20 protein-coding genes and 1 riboswitch are annotated in these 22,433 nt (G+C 75.7%); of the genes, 10 read left to right on the forward strand and 10 right to left on the reverse strand.

The features are described 5' to 3' along the window. Window positions 1-5 precede the first annotated feature (5 nt). The 4 genes from GA0070620_RS06625 to cobN are packed head-to-tail and all read right to left on the reverse strand — an operon-like array spanning window position 6 to window position 7,778. On the reverse strand, window positions 6-1,400 hold the full coding sequence (locus GA0070620_RS06625; RefSeq protein WP_091598196.1) for a cobyrinate a,c-diamide synthase: 1,395 nt from the start codon (window positions 1,398-1,400) through the stop codon (window positions 6-8). Continuing rightward, window positions 1,397-2,008, reverse strand: a complete 612-nt coding sequence (cobO, locus tag GA0070620_RS06630; protein ID WP_091589036.1) for a cob(I)yrinic acid a,c-diamide adenosyltransferase — start codon at window positions 2,006-2,008, stop codon at window positions 1,397-1,399. The genes GA0070620_RS06625 and cobO overlap by 4 nt, the downstream gene beginning before the upstream one ends. Next, window positions 2,008-4,113 (reverse strand): putative cobaltochelatase, encoded by a 2,106-nt coding sequence (locus GA0070620_RS06635; protein ID WP_091589037.1) that lies wholly within the window; start codon window positions 4,111-4,113, stop codon window positions 2,008-2,010. The genes cobO and GA0070620_RS06635 overlap by 1 nt, the downstream gene beginning before the upstream one ends. Then, window positions 4,110-7,778: a cobaltochelatase subunit CobN gene (gene cobN / locus GA0070620_RS06640; RefSeq protein ID WP_091589038.1), complete on the reverse strand. Its 3,669-nt coding sequence runs from the start codon at window positions 7,776-7,778 to the stop codon at window positions 4,110-4,112. Before cobN ends, GA0070620_RS06635 begins: the two co-directional genes overlap by 4 nt. 321 nt (window positions 7,779-8,099) lie before the next feature. Then, a riboswitch (cobalamin riboswitch) is annotated at window positions 8,100-8,274 on the reverse strand. Between the two features lie 325 nt (window positions 8,275-8,599). Here cobN and GA0070620_RS06645 point away from each other — a divergent pair. Beyond that, on the forward strand, window positions 8,600-9,307 hold the full coding sequence (locus tag GA0070620_RS06645) for an MBL fold metallo-hydrolase (RefSeq protein WP_197677561.1): 708 nt from the start codon (window positions 8,600-8,602) through the stop codon (window positions 9,305-9,307). A gap of 94 nt (window positions 9,308-9,401) precedes the next feature. Here the strand turns inward: GA0070620_RS06645 and GA0070620_RS06650 are convergent, their stop codons facing one another. Then, a complete protein-coding gene (locus GA0070620_RS06650) occupies window positions 9,402-9,737 on the reverse strand; it encodes a hypothetical protein (RefSeq protein WP_091589040.1) in 336 nt (111 codons plus the stop codon). Between the two features lie 108 nt (window positions 9,738-9,845). Here GA0070620_RS06650 and GA0070620_RS06655 point away from each other — a divergent pair, with 108 nt between their 5' ends. Beyond that, the gene (locus GA0070620_RS06655; protein WP_091589041.1) at window positions 9,846-10,523 is read left to right on the forward strand and encodes a hypothetical protein; all 678 of its coding nucleotides are present in this window, start codon (window positions 9,846-9,848) and stop codon (window positions 10,521-10,523) included. Between the two features lie 41 nt (window positions 10,524-10,564). Here the strand turns inward: GA0070620_RS06655 and GA0070620_RS06660 are convergent, their stop codons facing one another. Next, the gene (locus GA0070620_RS06660; protein ID WP_091589042.1) at window positions 10,565-11,464 is read right to left on the reverse strand and encodes an aldo/keto reductase; all 900 of its coding nucleotides are present in this window, start codon (window positions 11,462-11,464) and stop codon (window positions 10,565-10,567) included. 73 nt (window positions 11,465-11,537) lie between these two features. Then, window positions 11,538-12,803, reverse strand: coding sequence for an MFS transporter (locus GA0070620_RS06665; RefSeq protein ID WP_172836391.1), 1,266 nt, complete (start codon window positions 12,801-12,803; stop codon window positions 11,538-11,540). A gap of 147 nt (window positions 12,804-12,950) precedes the next feature. On the opposite strand from GA0070620_RS06665, the gene GA0070620_RS06670 reads away from it, so the two are divergent. Then, window positions 12,951-13,940 carry a LacI family DNA-binding transcriptional regulator gene (locus GA0070620_RS06670; RefSeq protein ID WP_091589043.1) on the forward strand — a complete coding sequence of 330 codons (990 nt, stop codon included), beginning with the start codon at window positions 12,951-12,953 and terminating at the stop codon, window positions 13,938-13,940. A gap of 117 nt (window positions 13,941-14,057) precedes the next feature. After that, entirely contained in the window at window positions 14,058-14,765 is a 708-nt protein-coding gene (locus GA0070620_RS06675; RefSeq protein ID WP_091589044.1) for an alpha/beta hydrolase, read from the forward strand. Window positions 14,766-14,868: 103 nt separating this feature from the next. Here the strand turns inward: GA0070620_RS06675 and GA0070620_RS06680 are convergent, their stop codons facing one another. Then, the gene (locus tag GA0070620_RS06680) at window positions 14,869-15,993 is read right to left on the reverse strand and encodes an FUSC family protein (RefSeq protein WP_091589045.1); all 1,125 of its coding nucleotides are present in this window, start codon (window positions 15,991-15,993) and stop codon (window positions 14,869-14,871) included. A 154-nt stretch (window positions 15,994-16,147) separates the two neighbouring features. Further along, entirely contained in the window at window positions 16,148-16,798 is a 651-nt protein-coding gene (locus GA0070620_RS06685; RefSeq protein WP_231922262.1) for a TetR/AcrR family transcriptional regulator, read from the reverse strand. A 66-nt stretch (window positions 16,799-16,864) separates the two neighbouring features. Here GA0070620_RS06685 and GA0070620_RS06690 point away from each other — a divergent pair, with 66 nt between their 5' ends. Beyond that, on the forward strand, window positions 16,865-18,031 hold the full coding sequence (locus GA0070620_RS06690; protein ID WP_091589046.1) for an FAD-dependent oxidoreductase: 1,167 nt from the start codon (window positions 16,865-16,867) through the stop codon (window positions 18,029-18,031). 7 nt (window positions 18,032-18,038) lie between these two features. On the opposite strand, the gene GA0070620_RS06695 is transcribed toward GA0070620_RS06690, so the two are convergent. Beyond that, a complete protein-coding gene (locus GA0070620_RS06695) occupies window positions 18,039-18,380 on the reverse strand; it encodes a hypothetical protein (protein ID WP_157741552.1) in 342 nt (113 codons plus the stop codon). A gap of 172 nt (window positions 18,381-18,552) precedes the next feature. Here GA0070620_RS06695 and GA0070620_RS06700 point away from each other — a divergent pair, with 172 nt between their 5' ends. The 5 genes from GA0070620_RS06700 to GA0070620_RS06720 all read left to right on the forward strand — a co-directional run bounded on the left by GA0070620_RS06700 (window position 18,553) and on the right by GA0070620_RS06720 (window position 22,432). Continuing rightward, window positions 18,553-19,383, forward strand: coding sequence for an LppM family (lipo)protein (locus GA0070620_RS06700; protein WP_231922263.1), 831 nt, complete (start codon window positions 18,553-18,555; stop codon window positions 19,381-19,383). Between the two features lie 128 nt (window positions 19,384-19,511). After that, window positions 19,512-19,856 carry a hypothetical protein gene (locus GA0070620_RS06705; protein WP_091589048.1) on the forward strand — a complete coding sequence of 115 codons (345 nt, stop codon included), beginning with the start codon at window positions 19,512-19,514 and terminating at the stop codon, window positions 19,854-19,856. 14 nt (window positions 19,857-19,870) lie between these two features. After that, complete coding sequence (locus GA0070620_RS06710) at window positions 19,871-20,479, forward strand: glycine zipper family protein (RefSeq protein WP_091589049.1); 609 nt, start codon at window positions 19,871-19,873, stop codon at window positions 20,477-20,479. Further along, window positions 20,476-21,174 (forward strand): carboxypeptidase-like regulatory domain-containing protein, encoded by a 699-nt coding sequence (locus GA0070620_RS06715; protein ID WP_091589050.1) that lies wholly within the window; start codon window positions 20,476-20,478, stop codon window positions 21,172-21,174. The genes GA0070620_RS06710 and GA0070620_RS06715 overlap by 4 nt, the downstream gene beginning before the upstream one ends. Window positions 21,175-21,193: 19 nt before the next feature. Then, window positions 21,194-22,432: a phage tail sheath subtilisin-like domain-containing protein gene (locus tag GA0070620_RS06720; protein WP_091589051.1), complete on the forward strand. Its 1,239-nt coding sequence runs from the start codon at window positions 21,194-21,196 to the stop codon at window positions 22,430-22,432. The last annotated feature ends 1 nt before the right edge of the window (window position 22,433 follow it).

The raw sequence follows: 22,433 nt of genomic DNA on the forward strand, positions 1-22,433 counted from the left end.
CGTGGTCACCGGGCCGCCGCCTCGACCAGCCGACGCGCGGCGTCCGGGTGGCCCGCCCAGTGGGTGTGCAGGTAGGAGGCGTGCACGAGGCCGTCGCCGAAGCCGTGCGCCCCACCGTCCCAGTGCCAGGCCGGCCGCTGCCCGTGGCCCGGGTCGGTGACGGTGCGGTGGAACTCGTGGCCGCGTACCGCGTCACCGGCGCGGGCGAGCGGCGAGTCGGCGGCGGCGACCGCCGCGCGGTAGCCGAGGGTGAGCGCGCCGGTCATCCGGGCGGTGAGGTCGAGCCGGCCACTCATCGGCACGCCGTCCAGGGACCGGCCGAGGTAGAGCAGGCCGGCGCACTCGGCGACCACCGGCCCGGGAAAGGCGGCCAGCTCGGCGCGGAGCCCCGGGTTGGCGGCGAGCTGCTCGGCGTACGCCTCGGGGAAGCCGCCGCCGATCACGACGGCGCGGGTGCCGGCGGGCAGGGCCGGGTCGTGCAGCGGGTCGACGGTGACCACACGGGCGCCGGCGGCGGTGAGCAGTTCGGCGGTCTCGGCGTACGCGAAGGTGAAGGCCGGGCCGCCGGCGACCGCGACGACCGGGCCGGTGGTCACGGTCGGGCCACCGACGGCCTCGACCGGGTCCCAGGCCGGCGCCGTCAGGGGTGGTGCGGTGCGCGCCAGGTCGAGCACCGCGTCGACGTCCACGGTGGACCCGACGAGGTCGGCCAGCGCGTCGACCACGGTGACGGACTGCGGCGCGCGTTCCGCGACGGGGACCAGCCCGAGGTGCCGCGACGGCGCGGCCACCTCGGCGGTCCGGGCGAGCGCGCCGAGAACCGGCACCTCCACCTCGGCGAACGCGTCGCGCAGCAGTCGCTCGTGCCGGGGCGAGCCGACCCGGTTGAGGACCACCCCGCCGATCCGTACGCGCGGGTCGAACGCGGCCAGCCCCAGCGCCGTCGCGGCGGCCGAGCGGCCCTGGGCCGTGGTGTCCAGCACGAGCAGCACCGGCGCCTCGACCAGGCGGGCCACATGGGCGGTGGAGGCGTACCCGCGCCGGCCCACGACCCCGTCGTGCAGCCCCATGACGCCCTCGATCAGCGCGACGTCGGCCGGGACCGGAGTGCTCGCCCCGTGCCGCAGCAGCGGCGCGACGCGCTCCTCGCCGACCAGCCAGGGGTCGAGGTTACGGCCGGGCCGGCCGGCCGCGAGCGCGTGGTAGCCGGGGTCGATGTAGTCGGGGCCCACCTTGTGCGGGCTCACGGCGAGACCGCGGCGGCGCAGCGCGGCCAGCAGGCCGGTGGCCACGGTGGTCTTGCCGTGCCCGCTGGCCGGCGCGGCGACCACCAGCCGGGGCAGCGCCCACGGCGCACCGGACCGGGCCGACGAGGCGGACCGGTCCGGCGGCGGTGTCACCACTCGATGCCCTTCTGGCCCTTCTGGCCGGCGTCCATCGGGTGCTTCACCTTGGTCAGCTCGGCAACCAGGTCGGCGGCCTCGACCAGCCGAGGGTCGGCGTCCCGCCCGGTGATGACCACGTGCTGGAAGCCGGGCCGGTTGGCGAGGGTGTCGACCACCTCGTTGACGTCCACCCAGCCCCACTTCATCGGGTAGGTGAACTCGTCGAGCACGTAGAGTCCGTAGCGCTGCGCGGCCAGGTCACGCTGGATCTGCCGCCAGCCCTCCAGGGCGTCCGCGGCGTGGTCGGCCTCGCCGCCGCGCTGGATCCAGGACCAGCCCTCACCCATCTTGTGCCAGGCCACCGGGGCGCCCTGGCCGGTGCGCTCGTGGACCTCGCCGAGCGCGCGGAACGCGTTCTCCTCCCCGACCCGCCACTTGGCGCTCTTCACGAACTGGAACACCCCGACGGGCAGGCCGGCGGTCCAGGCGCGCAGCGCGAGCCCGAACGCGGCCGTCGACTTGCCCTTCATCTGTCCGGTGTGGACGAGCAGCAGCGGGCGGTGGCGCCGCTGCCGGGTGGTGAGCCCGTCGGCGGGTACGTGGGTCGGCTTCCCCTGCGGCATCAGGCGGCGCTCCTTCGGGTGCGGGTGGCGAGGGTGGTGAGCGAGGTGAGGGGGTGCAGGGGGGCGTTCAACTGGGTGGCCAGTCGGGCGGCCAGGTGGAGGCGGACCGGGCCGGACTCGCAGTCGACGACCACGCAGGGCGCGCCGGTGGCCGCGAGCACGGCCGCCGCCCGGGCGGCCCGGTCCAGCGGACGCGCCCCGGCGGTGGCCCGCCCGTCGGTGAGCACCAGCACCAGGGGGCGGCGTCTGGGGTCGCGCAGCCGCTCGACCCGCAGCAGCTCGGCCGCCGCGAGCAGGCCCTCGGCCAGCGGCGTACGGCCACCGGTCGGCAGCTCCCCCAGCCGCGCGGACGCGGCCAGCACCGACGAGGTGGCCGGCAGCACGGTCCGCGCGCCGGCGCCCCGGAAGGCGACCACCGCGACCTTGTCCCGGCGCTGGTACGCGTCGGTGAGCAGGGCGAGCACGGCGCCCTTGACAGCGCCCATCCGCTGCCGGGCGCCCATCGACCCGCTCGCGTCGACGAGAAACAACACGAGATTGCCCTCGCGCCCCTCGCGGACCGCCTCCCGGACGTCGTCGGGGCGCAGCCGCAACGGGCCGCTCCCCCGCCCCCGGGCCGGCTGGTGCGGGGCGGCGGCCCGCACCGTGGCGGGCAGGTGCAGGACCCCGACCCGGCCGGCGGCGGGAACCCGGGCGCCGGTGGTGCGGCCCCGGCCGGTGCGGGCCCGCGACCGCCGGCCGGGCACGCCGTCCCCGACACCGGGTGCGGTGAGCAGGCGCGCGCGGAGCCCGCGCTGCGGCGCGGCGACCGGCTGGGCGTCGCCGGGGCCGCCCGCGGTGTCCGGGCCGGTGGTCCCGGGCGCGTCGGGGCCGTCACCGGCACCGCCCGACGCGTCGGCGGCGCGGTCGGTGGGCGGGCCCGCGTCGGGTCCGCCCTGATCGGTGCCCCGGGGGTCCGGCGTCGGTCCCCGCCCGGCGGCGTCGTCGTCGGCTCCCGGACGGTCCGGCGAGCGGTCGGAACCGCCGTCGCCCGGGCCGCCGGACGGGTCCGGCGGCGTCCCACCGCCGGGGCCGCCGGGCGGGTCGTCGTCCGGGTCGTCGGGTGCCCGGTCGAGGGCCTCGTCGAGCCGCTTCTCGTCCAGCCCCGGGGTGTCGAAGGGGTCGCGGCGGCGACGGTGCGGCAGGGCCAGCCGCGCGGCCACCCGCACGTCGTCCACGGTGACCCGGTCCCGGCCGTGCCAGGCCGCGTGGGCGATGGCGGTACGGGCGGTCACGATGTCGGCGCGCATGCCGTCCACGTCGAACGCGGCGCAGACCTCGGCGATCTGCCGCAACGCCCCGTCGGGCAGCAGCACCCGGTCGAGCCGGTCGCGGGCCGCGGCGACCCGCCGCGCGACGTCGGCGTCCGCGTCGGCCCAGCGGGCGGCGAAGCCGGCCGGGTCGGCGTCGGCGGCGAGCCGACGACGGACCACCTCGACGCGTACGGCCGGGTCGCGGCTCGCGCTGACCTCGACGGTGAGCCCGAACCGGTCGAGCAGCTGCGGCCGCAGCTCCCCCTCCTCCGGGTTCATGGTGCCGACCAGGAGGAACCGGGACGCGTGGCTGACCGAGACGCCCTCCCGCTCGACGTGGTTGCGGCCCATCGCCGCCGCGTCGAGCAGCAGGTCGACGAGGTGGTCGTGGAGCAGGTTCACCTCGTCGACGTAGAGCACGCCGCGGTGCGCGGCGGCGAGCAGGCCGGGCTCGAAGGCGCGTACGCCCGCGGCGAGGGCCTGCTCCAGGTCGAGCGACCCGACGACCCGGTCCTCGGCGGCGCCGACCGGCAGCTCGACCAGCCGGGCGGGGCGGCTCTCCGTGGCGGTGCCCGGCGGGTGCGGCCCGTCCGGGCAGCCCGGGTCGGGTGCGGCCGGGTCGCAGGCGAACCGGCAGCCGGTGACGTGGTCGACCGGGGGCAGCAGGGCGGCCAGGGCCCGGACAGCGGTGGACTTGGCGGTGCCCTTCTCGCCCCGGACCAGCACCCCGCCGATCGCCGGGCTGACCGCGTTGAGCAGCAGGGCCAGGCGCATGTCGTCCATGCCGAGCACCGCGCTGAACGGAAACGTCATGCCCGGTCCTCCAGGTCACCCTCGGTGGTCAGGTACGTCTCGCGGAGCCGGTCGAGGGTGGCCGGGTCGGGCTCGGCCCACAGCTTCCGGTCGGCGGCCTCCAGCAGCCGCTCGGTGATGCCGCGCAGCGCCCACGGGTTCGACTCCTCCAGGAAGGCCCGGGTGGTCGGGTCGAAGACGTACGCGGCGGCGAGGTGCTCGTACATCCAGTCGTCGACCACGCCCGCCGTGGCGTCGTAGCCGAACAGGTAGTCCACGGTCGCGGCCAGCTCGAACGCGCCCTTGTAGCCGTGCCGGCGCATCGCGGCGATCCACTTCGGGTTGACGACCCGGGCGCGGAACACCCGGCGGGTCTCCTCGCCCAGCGTCCGGGTGCGGACGTCGTGCGGCATCGCCGAGTCGCCCACGTACGCGGCCGGCGCGGCGCCGGTCAGGTGCCGGACCATCGCCACCATCCCGCCGTGGTACTGGAAGTAGTCGTCGGAGTCGACGATGTCGTGCTCGCGGGTGTCCTGGTTCTTCACCGCCACGGTGATGCGGGCGAAGGAGCGTTCCATGTCGGCCCGCGCCTCCCGCCCGTCCAGCCCCCGGCCGTAGGCGTAGCCGCCCCAGACCGCGTACACCTCGGCGAGGTCGGCGTCGCTGCGCCAGTTCCGGGCGTCGATGAGCGGCAGCAACCCCGCCCCGTACGCCCCGGGCTTCGACCCGAAGATCCGCGCGGTGGCCCGGCGTACGTCGCCGTGCTCGGCCACGTCGGCGTCGACGTGCGCCTTCAGGTAGTTGTCCGTGGCCGGCTCGTCGAGGGCGGCGACCTGCCGCACCGCGTCGTCGATCAGGGCCACGACGTGCGGGAACGCGTCGCGGAAGAAGCCGGAGATGCGGACGGTGACGTCGACGCGGGGCCGGCCCAGCTCCGGCAGCGGCACCACCTCGACGCCGGTCACCCGGCGGGACCGGTCGTCCCAGGTCGGCCGGCAGCCGAGCAGGGCGAGGACCTCGGCGATGTCGTCGCCCTGGGTCCGCATCGCGCTGGTGCCCCAGACGGTGAGCCCGACCGAGCGCGGGTAGCCGCCGGTGTCGGCGAGGTGGCGGGCCAGCAGCGAGTCGGCGAGGGCGACCCCGACGTCCCAGGCGTTGCGGCTGGGGATCGCCTTGGGGTCGACGGAGTAGAAGTTGCGGCCGGTGGGGAGCACGTTGACCAGGCCCCGGGTCGGCGAGCCGGACGGCCCGGGCGGCACGAACCGGCCGTCGAGGGCGGCCAGGGTGTGGGTCAGCTCGTCGGTGGTCCGGTCCAGCCGGGGTACGAGTTCGGTGGCGGCGAACCGGAGCACCGCGGCGGCGTCCGGGATCTCCCGCCCGGCGACCTCGGTGACGACGGCGTCGACCTTCGTGGGGTCCCAGTCGAGGGTCTCCAGGGCGACGACGAGCCGCCGGGCCAGGGCCTCGACCAGGTCGACCGTGTCGGCCGCGGTGGCCGCCGGCCCGTCCACGGCGTCGGTGAGCGCCTCCGGCACGGCCAGCCGCGCACCGGGCTCGGCGAGCAGCGCCGCCTCGTCGAGGCCGTGGGCGGCGGCGAGGGCCTGCCGCAGGCCGGGCAGGGCACGGGTGCCGCCCCAGACCTGCGGCGCGCGCAGCACCGCGAGGACCAGGTTGACCCGGGGTTCGCCGCGCGGCGCCTCGGCGAGCACGTGCAGGCCGTCGCGGATCTGCACGTCCTTGACCTCGCACAGGTACCCGTCGAGGTGCAGCACGAAGTCGTCGAAGTCGTCGGCGTCGGGCATCTCGTCGGTGTGCAGGTCGTGGTGCAGTTCGGCGGCGCGCACCAGCGACCAGATCTGCGCCCGCACGGTGGGCACCTTCGCCGGGTCGAGGGCCTGGACGGTGGCGTACTCGTCGAGCAGCTGCTCCAGCTTCGCCAGGTCGCCGTACGTCTCGGCGCGGGCCATCGGCGGCACCAGGTGGTCGACGACCACGGCGTGCGCGCGGCGCTTGGCCTGGGTGCCCTCACCGGGGTCGTTGACGATGAACGGGTAGACCAGCGGCAGGTCGCCGAGGACGGCGTCCGGGGCGCAGTCGGCGGCGAGGCCGAGTCCCTTGCCGGGCAGCCACTCCAGGGTGCCGTGCTTGCCGAGGTGCACCACGGCGTCCGCGCCGAAGCCGCCGTCCGCGACGGGCGCCGCGAGCCAGCGGTACGCGGCCAGGTAGTGGTGGCTCGGCGGCAGGTCCGGGTCGTGGTAGATGGCGATCGGGTTCTCGCCGAAGCCGCGCGGCGGCTGGATGAGCAGCACCACGTTGCCGAAGCGCAGCCCGGCGAGCACCACGTCACCGCCGTCGGTGTACAGCTCGCCGGGCGGTTCACCCCAGTGGTCCCGCATCCGTTCGCGCAGCGCCTGCGGGACCTGCTCGAACCACCGTCGGTAGACCTCGCCCGGCACGCGGGCCTCCGCGGCGGCGAGCTGTTCCGGGGTGAGCCACTCGACGTCGTGGCCGCCGGCCGCGATCAGCGCGTGGATCAGCGCGTCCCCGTCGTCGGGCACCGGCGCGTCCCCGAGGTCGTACCCGGCCGCGGCGAGCCGGGCGAGCAGCCGCACCGCCGAGGCGGGGGTGTCCAGGCCGACCGCGTTGCCGACCCGGGAGTGCTTCGTCGGGTACGAGCTGAGCACGACGGCGACGCGCTTGTCGGCGTTCGGCAGCCCGCGCAGCCGGGCGTGGCGTACGGCGACCCCGGCGATCCGGGCGGCGCGCTCCGGGTCGGCGACGTAGACCGACAGGCCGTCGGGGTCGATCCGCTTGAACGAGAACGGCACGGTGATGATCCGCCCGTCGAACTCGGGGACGGCCACCTGCATCGCGGCGTCCAGCGGGGACAGTCCCGCGTCCGAGCCGGCCCACTGCTCGCGGGTGCTGGTGAGGCAGAGCGCCTGGATCACCGGCACGTCCAGCGCGGCGAGCGCGCCGACGTCCCACGCGTCCTCGTCACCGCCGCCGGAGGCGTCGGCGGCGACCGTGCCGCCCGCGGCGAGGACGGTGACCAGCAACGCGTCGCAGCGGGCGAGCAGGTCGTACGGGCCGTCGCCCGTGGTCAGCCCGCGCAGCGATCCGCAGTGGATCGGCAGGGCGTTGGCCCCGGCCGCCTCGACCGCGTCGGCGAGGGTGTCGACGAACCCGGTGTTGCCCGCGAGGGCGTGCGCCCGGTAGAAGACGATCCCGACGGTCGGGCGGTCCGGTCGCGCCGGTCGGTCGCCGTGCACGCCGTGCGTGGGGGTGGGCGCGGGCGGGGCGAAGCCCTCCCCGGTGAGCAGCACCGTGTCGGAGAGGAACCGGGTCAGCTGGGCGAGGTTCGCGGGCCCACCCTCGACCAGATACGCCAGCGCCTGCGTGGCCACCCCGGACGGCACCGTGGACGCCGCCATGAGGTCGGCGTCCGGCACCGCCTCGCCGCCGAGCACCACGGTGGGCACGCCGGAGGCGAGCACCGCGGCGAGCCCGTCCGGCCACGCCGGGCGACCGCCGAGCAGCCGCACCACGGCGAGGTCCACGCCGTCGAGCAGCGCCGGCACGGCGTCCGCGTCGAGCCGGGCGGGGTTGGCGAGCCGGTAGTCGGCGCCGCTGGCGCGGGCGGCCAGCAGGTCGGTGTCGGCGGTGGAGAGCAGCAGGGTACGCAGGGCAGGCTCCGGGAGGGGACGCCCCTGCCCGGCCAGCGGCTGGCGGGACGAGGGCGGGGTGGGCGCGGGTCAGCGGGTGGGCGGCGACCAGGGACGGCACTCGTGCCGGGTCCCCGCCGAAGGGCGTCGACGGGCGCGGTGGACGTCAGGAAACGCGACGGCCGACGGCGGGCCGGGGCACGTCGGCGGCCACGCGCGCGGGCCGGCGGCCGCCAGCCCGGCGGTGCGCGGGTGTGGTGCTGGGTGCGGGCCGCTCCCGGCGATGGCCGGCGGCGCTGCGGACGCAGTGCGTCATCGGGTCCTCCTCGGGTCTCCACGCCCTGGGGTCACATCCCGACGGCCGAAGTATCCTGGCTCCCGGATCGACGCTCACCCCCGGCCTTCCAACCGCACAGACGGTCGTGGCTCACGAGGGGGGATCGCTCCCCGGTGACAGTGGCGGGACCGCGCCGGAATCGCACCGGCTTCCTTCACTGCCGTCAGGCCGCGAATGCTGCCACACCCGTCCGACAGCGGTCAACGGCGCCCCGGGCGTCACCGCACCGCCAGCCGATAGGCGACGGGCGATGGCTGGGCGCGACCGGCCGGTGTGGACGGTCGCCGGGCGTCGATGCCGCCCGTCCCTCGCCCGCGCCCACCGACACCGCGCCGAGGGTGCCGTCGCGGTGCCCCGCCACGACCGGGCGGAGCGACGCGGAACGGGCGGGTGAAGCGGGCGGAAGCGCTGGCGGGACGCGGTTCGCCGCCCGGCACGCGTACGATCTGGCCGGCGCCGGGCGATCGGTCCGGGCACGAGCGGGAGGACGACGGCCATCAGCACGGTGCGGTTCCACCATCTCGCCGGCCGGGTCTGGCTCTGCCCCGGCGACCCGGACCCGGAGGCCGTCCAGGCCGGCGTCGCCGTGGTGGCCGACGAACGCGGCAGTGTGATGATCGACGCGGGCCAGAGCCCGGCGCACGCCCGCGAGATCCGGGCCGCGCTCGACGACGCCGGGCTTCCGCCGCCCCGCTGGCTGGTCTACACCCACCACCACTGGGACCACGTCTGGGGAGCCGCCGCCTGGCCCGACGTGGAGATCGTGGGCCACGTGACCGGCGCCGACCTGCTCCGGGCGGAGGCGGCCCGACCGTGGAGCCACCGCTACCTGCGCGACCAGGTGCGGGCCAATCCCCGGCTCGCGCCCAGCTTCCGGGCCCGCGCGCTCGCGGTCGACTCCTGGGAGGACCTCGCGATCCTGCCGCCCACCCGCACCTTCACCGACGAGGACGAGCTGCCGGTCGGCGTACGGCTGCGGCACGTCGGCGGCGCGCACGCGCCCGACTCGACGGTGGTGCTGGTGCCCGACTCCGGTGTCATGCTGCTCGGCGACTGCTACTACCCGCCGCCGGCCCACCTGCGCGGCCCGGACGACGGACCCGACCTCGCGCTGGTGCGCCGCCTGCTCGACGACGGCTACCGGTGGTACGTGTCGAGCCACGGTGAGCCGATGACCCGCGACGAGGCCCGGGCGGCGGTCGCGGCGGCCTGAGTCCACGCGCCGAGCCTGGGCCGCGCCCAGCAGCCGATCCGGCCGCGTGCCGGGCGGATGGCCGGGCCGCGCCCGGTGGCCGATCGGCGCCGGGTCAGCGGAGGCGGCGCTCCGGGTGGGCCCGGTTCCAGGCGCGCATCCGCTCCGGGTAGCCCGTGCGGGCCGCCTCATAAAGGGGGACGGCGTGCCGGCGGGCGAGGTCGGCCGCCGCCCGGGGCGAGCCCGTACGCCGCCGGATCCACTCGCCGTCGTGGGCGATCGCCACCACCGTGGTGTCGGTGGCCGTGGTCTCCGGTTCCAGGTAGAACTCCACGCCCCGACGGCTGGCGACGAACGCCTCCAACGCGGCGAAGTCGTCCCGGGTCGCCTCCCGGTCCAGCTTCGTCGGAGTCCCGTCGGCGGCGCGCGACCGCCGGTTGAACCAGCCCATGTCCGCTCCTCTCCTCACGTGCCTCCCAGTGCAGCACCCGTTCCTGTCAATCGGCTGCGAGCCGGATGGGAGCCACCTGACCACCGGGCCCGGAGTTAGGGTCTGGCCGTGGTCGAGACGACGGTGGTGGCATGGGCGGCGCGCGACAACGCGCAGTGGTGCGGCCTCGTCTGCGCCACCCACGGCCTGTCCGGGCGTACCGACGCGGACGCCTGGTCGGTGCCGCGCCGCTCCCCGCCCCGCTACCCGGACGCGGTGACGCTGCGGCCGGGCGTGGCCGCCGAGGCCCTGCTGGACCGGATCGACCCCGGCCCGGGCGCGTCGGTGAAGGACAGCTTCGCCGACCTCGACCTGCGACCGTACGGCTTCCGGGTGCTCTTCGCCGCGGAGTGGCTCCACCGGCCACCCACGGTCGACGGGCCCGCCGACGCCGTACCGCTGACCCCGGTGACCGGTCCGGACCGGCTCGCCGCGTGGGCGGCGGCGCACGGCGGCGGCGCGCTGTTCCGGCCGGGGCTGCTGGCCGACTCGCGGGTCAGCGTGCTCGCCCGGTACGCCCCCGACGGCTCGGTCGCCGGTGGCGCCGTGCTGCACGACGGCGGCCCGGTGACCGGGGTCTCCAACGTCTTCGCCGCCGACGTCGACGCGGCCGACGTCTGGGCCGCGGTGGTCGCGGCCCGCCCCGGGACGCCGCTGGTCGGCTACGAGTCCGGGCCGGACCTCGACCCGGCGACGGGGGCCGGGCTCACCCGGGTCGGGCCGCTGCGGATCTGGCTGCGCGACTGACCCCGCGCGGACCGTGGCCGGGAACGACCCGAGGGGACCCGTCAATCCAGCCGCGCCAGGTCCTCCGGGGTGAGCCGGAGGCCGGCCGCGGCGACGTTGGCCGCCAGGTGCGCCGGATTCCCGGTGCCCGGAATGGCCAGCACGTGCGGGCCCTGGTGCAGGGTCCACGCCAGCCGCACCTGGTGCGGGGTGACGCCGTGGGCGTCGGCCACCGCGCGCACCGCCTCGTTCGCCTCGCCCGTCGCGCCCGCCTCCCGACGGGTGCCGGCCAGCGCGAAGAACGGCACGTACGCGATCCACCGCGCGCGGCAGAGGCGGACGACGTCGTCCTCCTCCCGGTAGGAGTCGACCCCGTACGCGTTCTGCACGCACACGACCGGCGCGATGTCGCCTACCTCGTCGAGCTGCTCGGGCACGACGTTGGACAGCCCCAGGTGCCGGATGAGCCCGGCCGACCGCAGCTCGGCCAGGGCGCCGAACCGGTCGGCCAGCGGCACCGACGTCGGCTTCCGGCGGTAGGCGCGCAGGTTGACGAGGTCGAGGTGGTCCCGGCCGAGTCGGCGCAGGTTCTCCTCCACCTGGGCACGCAGCCCCGCCGGCGTGAGCGCCTCGGTGAACCCGTTGTCCGCGTCGTACGCCGGGCCGACCTTCGTGGCGATGAGCAGGTCCTCCGGATAGGGCGCGAGTGCGGTACGGATCAGCTCGGTGGCGTACCGCGGCGAACCCTCGCCGCCCCCCAGCGTGCCACCGGGTGAGACGTAGAAGGCCGCCGTGTCGATGTGGTTCACACCCAGCTCCAGCGCGCGACGCAGCACCGTGACGGCGCGGGCGGGGTCCGGGTCGGCGGTGATCCGCATCGAGCCGAAGCCCATGCGGTTGACGGTGCGGTCACCCAGCGTCCAGGTGCCCGCGGCGGCGGCGGTGATCTCGTCGGTCGGCATCCGGGCACCGTAGCCAGCGCGGACGCCCGGCGCAGTCGGCCGCGCACCCGATACCGCTCAGACCCGATCCTCGCTAGGTTGGTTGCACTGGATCACGCTGCCGGTCGGCGCGGGCGGCGGCGCGCGGCGGGCGGATCGCCGGCACCAGCGCGAGGGTCGGCACCAGCAGCAGCGGCACCACGAGAAGTGCGCGCAGAGTGCCCACCCGGTCGCCGAGCAGGCCGAGCAGCGGCGGCCCGGCGAGGAACGCGGTGTAGCCGATCACGGCGACGACGCTGACGCGTACGTGGGCCTTCTCCTCGTCGTCGGCGGCCGCGCTCATCCCCACCGGGAATCCGAGCGACGCGCCGAGGCCCCAGAGCGCGACCCCGACGACGGCCACCGGCCCCGAGCCGGCCAGGATCGCCAGGGTGGCGCCGGCCGCGGCGAGCAGGATGGTGCCGGTCAGCACCGGCACGCGCCCCCACCGGTCCAGGGCGACGGTGCCCGCGGTGCGCCCGACGGTCATGCCGACCACGAAGACGCCGAAGACCGCGGCGCCGGCGGCCTCGCTGAGGTCGTGACCGTCGACGAAGGCGACCGCAAGCCAGTCGTTCGCGCTGCCCTCCGTGAACGCCATGACCAGCGTCAGCAGCCCGATCAGCAGTGTGCGTGGCTCACACCAGGCAGCGAGCAGCGCACGCCGCCGCCCGGCCGGAGTGGGTGCGGCCGCCGTGGTCGCGCTCACCGGCTGGAAGTGCCGGGCCGCGACCAGCGTGCCGACCAGCACCACCACCGCGACCGTGGCGAGGTGGACGCCGACCGGGAGACCGACGCGGGCCGCCCCGGCGCCGAGCCCGGCCCCGGCCACCGAGCCGAGGCTCCAGGCGGCGTGGAAGCGGGGCATGATCGTACGGCCGAGGCGGCGCTCCACCGACGCGCCCTCGACGTTCATGGCGACGTCGCAGATGCCCGAGCCGTAGCCGAAGGCGAACAGGCTCACCGCGACCCCGGCCACCGAGCCGGCGAGCCCGGCGGCCAGCCCGGCGCCGGTGAGGCCCAGCGCGACGAGGACGGTGCCGACGCCGACCGTACGGGCCGCGCCGAGCCGCTGGCTGACCAGCCCGGCGGTGGGCATGGCACACAGGGCGCCCGCGGACATGGCCAGCAGCAGCAGGCCGAGCTGACCGGCGGTGAGCCCGAGCCCGTCGCGGACCGCGGGCATCCGGGAGAACCAGCTGGCCACCGCGAGCCCGTTGAGGGCGAACGCGACGGCGACGCCGTTGCGGGCGGCCCGCACCGCCCCGGGTACGGGCGACGTGCCCGTCGAATCGACGGTGACGGTGTCGGCGGAGCTCACGCGGCGGGTTCCTCTCGATCGGACGGCCTGTCCCCCATCCCACCCTTGAGAGCGCTCTCGCGACAAGCCGGGTCGAGCCCTATGTTTCGTCGTACCGCCGAGGGATGATGCGGGCACCGGACCACCGACCGCCTGGGGAGGACCGTCATGACCACACCCGCGGCGCGCGCCGCCACCCTGGAGGACGTCGCCCGGGTCGCCGGGGTGTCGCGGGCGACCGCTTCGCGCGTCCTCGCCCAGACCGGCTCCGCCTCGCCCGCCACCCGGGACAGGGTGGCCGCCGCGGCCGACCGGCTCGGCTACCTGCCCAACCCGGCCGCCCGGGCGCTGGTCCGAGGCTCCGGCGTCCGGCTCGCCGTGGCGGTCACCGGCAGCACCGAGGCGGTCCTCGACGACCCCTACGTCGACCGGGTGGTGGCCGCCGCCGCCCGGGTCGGCGCCCCGCACGGGCTCGGCGTGACCCTGCACTGGCTGCCCCGCCGCGCTCCGCAGACCCTGCGCCGACTCGTCGACGATCGAGGCGTGTGCGGGGTGGTGCTGGTCAACACCACGGGGTCGGTGCTCGACGCGGTGCCCCGTCGGCTGCGGGGCCGGGTCGCCTCGATCGGCATCGGCTCCCCCGCGGTGCCCGCCTTCGACGTCGACAACAGCGCCGGCGCCGAGGCGGTGCTGCGCCACCTGCACGCCACGGGCCGTCGACGCATCGCCATGGTCACCGGCCACCGGTGGCTCGTCTGCGCCGGCCGGTCGGTGCACACCTACCGGCAGGTGACCCGCGCCGCGGGCCTGCCGGTTCGTCTGGTCGCCGGTGACTTCACGGCGGCCCGCGGCCGGGAGGCGGCCGTCGAGGTGCTCGACCGGTGGCCGGACACCGACGCGATCTTCGCCACCAGCGACGCCACCGCCCTGGGGGTCATCGCCGGCCTGCGCGACCGTGGCGTGCGAGTGCCCGGCGACGTCGCGGTGGCCGGCTTCGACGACATTCCGCTCGCCGCGCTGAGCACTCCGGCGCTGACCACGGCCAGCCACCCCGTCACCCGGATCGCGACCGCCGCGGCCACCGCCGTCCTCGACCGGCGACCCGCCCCGGCGGTGACGTTCTTCCCCTCCGCGCTGGTGCCGCGCGACAGCGCCTGACCGTTCCGTCAGCCGCCGTGGGACGCGTGGCGGGCGGGCGGCACAGCGGCGGTGGTTAAGCGTCGACGCGCCGGGTAACCGCGCCGCACACCCGCCGACAGCGAGGAGCGGTGATCCGTGTCCGACCCCGCCCCGCCCCACCGCGAGCCGGACGAGGACGACGCCCGCCACGGCCGGCTCACCGCCCGGCCCGGCCCGCCGGTCGGCCCCGCCACGGCCGGCCTGGCGCCCCTCACCGACGCCGACGGCCGGCCGCTGGGCCTGCGGTACGCGCCCGAGCCCGTCGCGGACCGGCCGTACCGGCTCGTGGTGCTGCTGCACGGCGCCGGCGGCGAGGCACGCCACGCCCTGAACCTGCTGCTCCCCCTCGCCGACGAGCACCACCTCCTCCTGGTCGCGCCGCAGGCCGCCGCGAGCAGCTGGGACCTGATCGTCGAGGGGTTCGGCGTGGACGTACGGCGCATCGACCACCTGCTCGCCCGCGCCTTCACCGAGTACCCGGTCCGGGACGTGGTGCTCGGCGGCTTCTCCGACGGCGCCTCGTACGCCCTCTCGCTGGGCCTGACCAACGGTGACCTGGTGGCCGGGGTGGTGGCCTTCTCCCCCGGCTTCAGCGCGCCGCTGGTGACCCACGGCCAGCCCCCGGTCTTCGTGGCGCACGGCGTCGACGACCGGGTGCTGCCGGTGGACGTGTGCAGCCGTCGGCTGGTCCCCCGGCTGCGCGACCTCGGCTACGACGTGACCTACCGCGAGTTCCCCGGCGGCCACGAGGTGCCCCCGGACATCCGCGAGGCCGCCGCCACCTGGCTGACCACCCTCCCCTGACCCACCACGCCCCACCACCGGCGGTGATCAAGAGCTTTGCGTCAGATCCGGACCGGATCCTGACGCGAACCTCTTGATCACCGTGCGGGGGGTGGGGGTGGGGTCAGACGGGTGGGAGGCCCAGGGAGTGGTCGACGCGGCCGAGGACCGTGGCGTCGTCGTCGGCGCCGACGCCCCGCAGCAGGTCGATGGCGGTGGCCCGGACCTGCCCGATGATCATGACCAGTGGCAGGCTCTGCCCGGGCGTGAAGAGCTGACCCGCCGTGTGCACCGCCGCGAGCGCCGCCTCGTCGGCCCGGGCCGCGTGCCCGTCGGCGGTCTCGTCGCGCCCCTCCAGGTCGGCGGCGAGCGCCTCACCGGCGGCGCGTACCGCCTCGGCCAGTGACCGCAGCGCCACCCCGAGATCGGGCGGCGCCGGCGCGGGCACCCGGCTGAGGGTGACCCCGGCGCGGGCCAGCACCCGGACGTTGCGGACGGCGTAGTCGATCTGGAGGATCGACGTGTCCACGGAGCGCAGCCGACCCATGTGCCGGCGGCGGCGCAGGTTCAGCCAGAGCGCCTCACCGGCGGCGAGCACCCCGTCGCGCAGCCGGCTCACCCGGGCGTCCATGGCGCGGGCCCGCTCCAGCGCGGCGAGCGCGGCCGCCTCGTCGTGCCGGTCCAGGGCGTCGGCGACGCCGGCGAGCAGGGCGGCCATCTCCTCGAACGTGGCCCGGACCTCCGCGACCAACGGCGCGAGCGGACGCCGGGCGTCGACCAGTTGGCTGACGGCGAGCGCGACCGCGCCACCGATCAGCGCATCGACGAACCGGAAGGGCACCAGCGACTCGGTGGACGGGGCGACCACCACCAGGTAGAGCGCCGAGACGGCCGCCTGCACCAGGGTGACGCCCGTCGCGCCGATCGCCGCGGCGAGGGTGACGGTGAGCAGGATGACGGTGAAGACCGTCCAGGTGGTGCCCGGGCCGAGGGCCTGGATCACCAGGTCCGCCACGAGCACGCCGCCGGCCACCCCGAGCACGACCTCGACGGCCCGGCGCAGTCGCTGCCCACGGGCCTGCCCGAGGACGATCAGCGCGGCGGCCGGGGCGAAGAACGGCTGCGGATGCCCGAGCACCCGCGCGGCGAGCACCCAGGTGACGGTCGCGGCCAGGGTCGCTTCCAGCACCGGCTGCCAGCCGCGCCGCAGCCGCCCGGCGGCCACCCGGGGCCAGCTCCACTGGACCATCGCCGCCTCCTCGCCGACCTGCCTCGCCTCAACGTGATCGTCCCCCACCGCCGGTGGAGCGGTTCACCGGGCTGCGCGACGTCCCGGACCGGACCGCTGCCGATCGGGGCCGCAAGAGCCATGCCCCGCTGGGCCCGCCCCGCTCAGGCCCGGTTCACGTCGGCGGCGTCGATCGGGGCGAGCCGGCGAAGGCGTGCAGCAGGGTGCGTACGGCGGCGGTCAGGTCCGCCCGGCTCTCCGGGCTGCCGGGTGTCGGAGCGCTGAGCGCGCCGGCACCGACCAGCCGGTCGAAGAGCAGCCCGTCAACGAACGCGACGAACTGGTCGCCCTGCCGACGCGGGTCGGCCGCTCCGGCCCGGGCCAGCAGGTCGCGGGCCTGCTCGCGGAGCAACTCTCCGGGTGCCAGGATCGGCCGCAGCTCCGGGCGGTGCACCGCCTCCAGCAGGCAGGCGTACCGGGCCAGGCTGCGGTTGCGCCCGACGGTGAGCCAGTGGTCCACGACCTGGGCGATGCCGTGCGCCAGGCGGTCGAGGTCGGTCGGGCCCAGTGGTGGCCCGGGCGCGCCCGGTGGCGGGCCGGTCGGCAGGCCACCGGCGGCCAGGTCGACCTGGTCGAGGTCGACGAGGCGTCGCACGACGGCTTCGATCAGCGCCAGCCGGGTGCGCAGATAGGCGGACGTGGTCCCCAGGGGCAGGCCGGCACGAGCGTCGACCGCCCGGTGGGTGAGGGCGCGCATGCCCCCCTCGGCGAGCAGTTCGATGGCCGCGTCCGCGAGCACCGCCACCCGTCCGGTCCGCCCGGTCACCGGCGCCTCCTCCACATTCTTCTACGGATGTAGTATGCCTTCTACAGGCGTAGAAGGGTGGTCGTGATGGGTGACCGGCGGGCGGTGGTGGTCGGTGGCGGCATCGGCGGGCTCAGCGCGGCCCTGGCCCTGCACCGGCGCGGATGGCAGGTCACCGTGCTGGAGCGCGCCCCCGAGCTGCGCGAGGTCGGCGCCGGACTGACCCTCATGGCGAACGCGCTACGCGGCCTGGACGCGCTCGGGCTCGGGCCGGCGGTCCGGCACGGCGGGCACGCCGAGACGCCGGGCGGGATCCGCACCCCGACCGGGCGATGGCTGTCCCGGGTGGACGGCGCGGAGATGACCCGGCTGCTCGGCACCACCGCTCTCGGCATCCACCGGGCCACCCTGCACCGGCTGCTGCGCGAGGCACTGCCCGCGGCGACGCTGCTCACCGGCGCCGAGGTACTCGACGTGGCTTCCGCCGAGGACGGCGTCGAGGTCCACTACCGCCGCGACGGCGCTCCCGCGACGGCACGCGCCGACCTGGCGGTCGGCGCCGACGGCCTGCACAGCGTGGTGCGCACGCGGCTGTGGCCGCAGTCGCCGCCCCCGGCCTACGCCGGCTCCACCGCCTGGCGGGCCGCGATCGACTTCCCGGCACCGGTCCCGGCGGCGATCACGTGGGGCCCGGGGGCGGAGTTCGGCATGGTGCCACTCGGTGCCGGCCGGGTCTACTGGTACGGCGCGATCACCGCTCGGCCGGGCGGGCACGCGCCGGACGAGCTGAGCGCGGTCCAGGCGCGTTTCGGCTCCTGGCACGACCCGATTCCGGCACTGCTCGCCGCCACCCCGCCGGGTGTGGTGCTGCGCAACGACATCTACCACCTGGCCACCCCCCTGCCCAGCTACGTGCGGGGACGGGTGGCTCTGCTCGGAGACGCCGCGCACGCGATGACCCCCAACCTCGGCCAGGGCGCCTGCCAGGCGATCGAGGATGCGGTGGTGCTCGGCGCCGTCTGCGCCGACGGCGCCGAGGACGTCCCGGCCGCGCTCGCGGCGTACGACCGGCAGCGCCGGCCGCGCAGCCAGGCGATCGCGCGGGCGGCCCACCGCACCGGCCGGTACGGCCAGCAGCTACGCAACCCGGTGGCCGTGGCGGCGCGCAACGGGCTGTTGCGGCTGGCCCCGGCCCGCGCCGCGCTGCGGGGGATGGCCCGGTACGCCGACTGGCAGCCGCCGCGAGCCGGCTGACCGGCCCTCACCGAGCGCTGGTGGCGGCCTTGTCGCGAGTGGACCGCACGTACCGGACGGCGACCAGCAGGGCGGCGACAAGGCCGGCGACCAGCAGGATCCTGACCAGGTTGAGCAGCACCGTGTCACCCGTGGAGCGGGGCGGGAAGATGTCCTTGACGAGCCAGCCGCCGCCCAGCCCCAACCCGAGGCAGGCGTGCATCGCGGCCCGCAGGCGCGGGAGAGGCTGCGGGCGGCCGAGGATCCGGGGGACCGGCGCGCCGCCGCGGCTCCTGGCGAGCAGCACGGCGGCGACGGCCGCGTTGGCCGCGGCGGCCACGACGGCCAGCACCAGGTCCACCGATCGCATGGCGCGACGGTACCGCACCGATGACAGAGCACGGAATGGACAACCCTTCAGGATATCCATTCCGTTGATTTTCAGGCTCGGCCGAACGTGACAGCGGGCCGGTAAGATCGGCGACTGCGTTGTGACCGATCGCTGACTGCTGGTGTGATGGCGATCACACATACTCGTTTCCATGATGACGAGATCATTCCGCGGCAGGGCACTCCGCGTCGCGGTGTGTCTCGCGCTGGTCGGCGCACTCGGCGGTTGCATGCAACTCAATGTCGGACTCACCGTGAACGCCGACGACACGGTCGACGGGCAGCTCCTGCTGACCGCGCAGAAGTCCCTGCTCACCGCCCGGAACATGAGCATCGACGCCGGCTTCGCCGAGCTCCGTCAGAACATTCCGGCACTGCCGCCCGGCGAGGAGATCCGATACGAGGACGCGAAGCTCTACGGTTCCCAGATCACCTATCGGAAGACGCCGCTGAGCGTTTTCAACAGCGAGAGCCTCAAACTGGTCCGAGAGGACGATCTCTATCGGTTCACCCTCCCGCTCGACCCGAAGAAATACGGCGGGAAACTGGCTGAACAGAACCCGCAGACCCAACAGGCTTTCCTGCTCCTGATGTCCTTCGAGATATCGGTGACCTTCCCCGGCCGGGTGCTCGATTCGAACGGCACGGTCACCGGCCGGTCGGTCACCTGGAAGGTCGACGCCAACCAGGAGAAGCCGACCGAGCTTCGGGCGCTCGCCGAGGCCCCACCGCGTCCGTCGGCGTCGGTGGTGCCCGGAAACGACGGCGGCGGCTTCCCGTGGCTGCTCGCCGTCGGCGGTGCGGTGATCCTGCTCCTGGTGGCCGTCGTGGTCGTACTCCTGCTGCGACGCTCCCGCCCGACGGCGCCGGCGGCGGGCGCCGGTGCGACGGTTCCGACTCAGCCCTCCGGCCCCGCCACCCCACCACCCGGCAGCCCGCCCACCCCGGGCTCCACACCGGCCGATCCGCCGAGATCCGGCTGACCGAGCCGGCAACCGTCGGTCCCGCGTCCACTCCACGTGGCCGGGCCGGCCCCGGCGGCCCGTCCCGAGGCCGCCGGTCCGCACCATCCACCCCGGTCGCACCACCGCAGAACCGAAGGGGGATCGCCGTGAACGATCTCTTCACCTGGGCCGCCCTCGGCAGCCTGACCGGCGCCAGCGCCGCGACGCTGCTGGCAACCAACGTCATCGGCGGGCTGATCGGCCCGAGCGGCGACAAGGCACGCAAGTGGATCGCGGTGGGCATCGCGCTCGCCCTGTCCTACGTCACCGCGGCGTTCGCCACCGACGCCGGGGCCGAGAAGTGGATCATCGCGTTCTTCAACGGGCTGGTCATCTTCTCCGCCGCCCTCGGCATCAACCAGCTCCCGCCCGGCAACCGGCAGGCGACGCAGGCGTCGCCCACCCAGGTCGCGCAGGGTCGCGAGCCCCGCATCATCCGGTCCTGGGTCTGAGGGGAGGTACCGTCATGGTCTTCGGAATCCTCAGCGCGGCGGTGCACGTCCTGCTCGGCGCGGCGCTCGGCGTCTGGGCCGGCGGTCCGCTCGGGCTGCTGGTCGGCGCCGTCGTGGGCGCGCTGGTCGGCGCGCCGTTCGGCTGGGCGATCGCCTCCGCCCGGGTGTACGGCCCGGACGCCCGCGGTGTGTTCCTCTTCGTCGTCGACCACACGTGGAGCCTGCTCAACACCGTGGTCGGCGCGGTCTACCTGGCCGTGCACCTGATCTTCGGGCACTCGCTGGACCGGTCCACCTCGCAGCACAGCTGCCGGGTCAACGTGGTGGAGGGCGTGTCGCCCCGGTACGCCACCACGATCGGCACGGTCTGCGCCGGGTCCAGCCCGGGCATCCAGCGGCACGAGGACGTGCACATCTTCCAGGGTCGACTGCTCGGGCCGCTCTACATCCCGCTCGTGCTGGCCAACTACGTGCTCTTCACCATCGCCCCGGTGTGGCTGCTCTACCACGACCACGGCAACGCGCCGATCAACCGGTTCACCCGGTACTTCGAGATCGGCGTCTACCCGCACGTCTGGAACGAGGCCATCGCCTACCGGATCCAGGGGACCCCGCCGCGATGAGCACCGACGGGCGCGGACCGATCGAGACGGCCACCACCGAGCTGTCCGGCTGGCTGGCCACGGCGGTGGGACGATCCGTCCCGGTCGGCCCGCCCCGGCCCGTGGACGACACGGACGAGCTGACCCTCTGGCCGCTGGAGCTGCGCCCCGACCGGCAGACCCGCGGTAGCGGCGCGGTCCGGGAGCCGTACCGCTTCACGGTCCGCCACCTGCTCTGCGCCGCCGGCCCGGCCGGGCTGCCCGGACTGGACCGGGTGCTCGCCGCAGCCACCGGCGGCAGCGCGTACGCGGTGCTGCTGGAGGCGGGCGATCCCGGGCTCTGGGCGGCGTTCGGCACCGTCCCTCGCCCGGCGCTGCTGATCGACGTGCCGACGCAGGTCGCCCACCCGACGCCGGCGGCGCCACCGGTGCTGCGTCCGCTGCGGTTGCGCCAACTGGCCTCGCTCAGCTTCACCGGCCGGGTGGTCGGCCCGGAGGACCAGCCGCTCGCCGCGATGCGGGTGGAGGTGCCGGGCACGGCGTACGTCACCTCGACCGACACCGGCGGCCGGTTCCGGGTGGTGGGCGTCCCGCACGATCCTGAGCACCCCGGGCCGGTCCGGCTGCGGCTGACCGGGCGCGGGCAGGTGCTCACCGCCGAGGTCGACCCCGCCGAGCGCGACATCGTCATCGTCTGCGCGCCACCGCCCCGCTGACCGCCACTCAGGAGGAACGATGCCCAGCTACTTCTCCCCCGGCATCTACGTCGAGGAGGTGCCGAGCGCCGCCAGGCCGATCGGGCCCGCCGGCACCAGCACCGCCGCCTTCGTCGGTGTCGCGCCGGACCGGGGCGCCCACCTCGGCAAGGCGCTCCCGGTCAACAACTGGTCGGACTTCCTGCGGCTCTACGCCGACGGGGAGAACCTGGAGAGCACCCCGCTGGCCCGGGCGGTGTTCGGCTTCCTGGACAACGGCGGCACCCGGTGCTGGGTGGTCAACGTCGGCGAGGGCGGCGCGATCACCGGCACCGGGCAGCGACGTGGCGGGCTGCAACTGCTGGAGGCCGTCGACGAGATCTCCATCCTCGCCGCGCCCGGCTTCCACGACCCCGTCTCCCACGACGCGCTGCTCAGCATGGCGGAACGGCTGCGCACCATGGTCGCGATCTGCGACCCGGCCCCCGACGTCGAGGACGTGTCGGCGCTGACCCGGGTGGCCACCCCGTCGAGCGGCAAGCCGCCGAAGCCGTCCGAGGGAACCGGCGGCTCGGGTGGCTCCGGCGCCGGCTCGGGTGACGCGGGACCGACGGCGCACCGACCGCGGCAGTCCGACTTCGGCGCGTTCTACTACCCCTGGCTGCTGGTCCGCGACCCGCTCAGCGGCGAACTGGTGCACACGCCGCCGAGCGGGCACATGGCCGGCATCTGGGCCCGCACCGACGGGCTGCGCGGCGTGCACAAGGCCCCCGCCAACGAGCCGGTACGCGGCGCGGTCGACCTGGCGTACCTGGTGACCCGGCCGGAGCACGACGTGCTCAACCCCAAGGGCGTCAACGTGATCCGCCACTTCGCCGGCGAGGGCATCCGCGTCTGGGGCGCCCGTACGCTCGCCGCCGAGGCCAGCGAGTGGCGCTACCTGAACGTCCGCCGGCTCTCCATCGCCATCGAACAGGCCATCGCCAACGGCACCCGGTGGATGGTGTTCGAGCCGAACGACTTCTCGCTGTGGCGCTCGATTCGTCGCGACATCGGCGCCTTCCTGACCCGGGTGTGGCGCGACGGCGCGCTGCTCGGGCGTACGGCCGAGGAGGCGTTCTTCGTCAAGTGCGACGAGGAGACCAACCCGCCGGACGTCCGTGACGCCGGGATGGTGGTCGCCCACATCGGTATCGCCGTGGTGAAGCCGGCGGAGTTCGTCGTGTTCAAGCTGAGCCAGTGGGCCGGCGGCACCGAGACCGAGACGATCGGAGGCTGAC

The organism is Micromonospora krabiensis, assembly GCF_900091425.1.
GTDB lineage: Bacteria > Actinomycetota > Actinomycetes > Mycobacteriales > Micromonosporaceae > Micromonospora > Micromonospora krabiensis.

What these genes read in the sequence shown, in the direction of transcription:
- cobO (WP_091589036.1), bottom strand. Translation starts at nt 2,008, where the DNA reads ATGCCGCAGGGGAAGCCGACCCACGTACCCGCCGACGGGCTCACCACC.
- GA0070620_RS06635 (WP_091589037.1), bottom strand. Translation starts at nt 4,113, where the DNA reads ATGACGTTTCCGTTCAGCGCGGTGCTCGGCATGGACGACATGCGCCTG.
- GA0070620_RS06650 (WP_091589040.1), bottom strand. Translation starts at nt 9,737, where the DNA reads ATGGGCTGGTTCAACCGGCGGTCGCGCGCCGCCGACGGGACTCCGACG.
- GA0070620_RS06660 (WP_091589042.1), bottom strand. Translation starts at nt 11,464, where the DNA reads ATGCCGACCGACGAGATCACCGCCGCCGCCGCGGGCACCTGGACGCTG.
- GA0070620_RS06670 (WP_091589043.1), top strand. Translation starts at nt 12,951, where the DNA reads ATGACCACACCCGCGGCGCGCGCCGCCACCCTGGAGGACGTCGCCCGG.
- GA0070620_RS06680 (WP_091589045.1), bottom strand. Translation starts at nt 15,993, where the DNA reads ATGGTCCAGTGGAGCTGGCCCCGGGTGGCCGCCGGGCGGCTGCGGCGC.
- GA0070620_RS06690 (WP_091589046.1), top strand. Translation starts at nt 16,865, where the DNA reads ATGGGTGACCGGCGGGCGGTGGTGGTCGGTGGCGGCATCGGCGGGCTC.
- GA0070620_RS06695 (WP_157741552.1), bottom strand. Translation starts at nt 18,380, where the DNA reads ATGCGATCGGTGGACCTGGTGCTGGCCGTCGTGGCCGCCGCGGCCAAC.
- GA0070620_RS06700 (WP_231922263.1), top strand. Translation starts at nt 18,553, where the DNA reads ATGATGACGAGATCATTCCGCGGCAGGGCACTCCGCGTCGCGGTGTGT.
- GA0070620_RS06710 (WP_091589049.1), top strand. Translation starts at nt 19,871, where the DNA reads ATGGTCTTCGGAATCCTCAGCGCGGCGGTGCACGTCCTGCTCGGCGCG.
- GA0070620_RS06715 (WP_091589050.1), top strand. Translation starts at nt 20,476, where the DNA reads ATGAGCACCGACGGGCGCGGACCGATCGAGACGGCCACCACCGAGCTG.
- GA0070620_RS06720 (WP_091589051.1), top strand. Translation starts at nt 21,194, where the DNA reads ATGCCCAGCTACTTCTCCCCCGGCATCTACGTCGAGGAGGTGCCGAGC.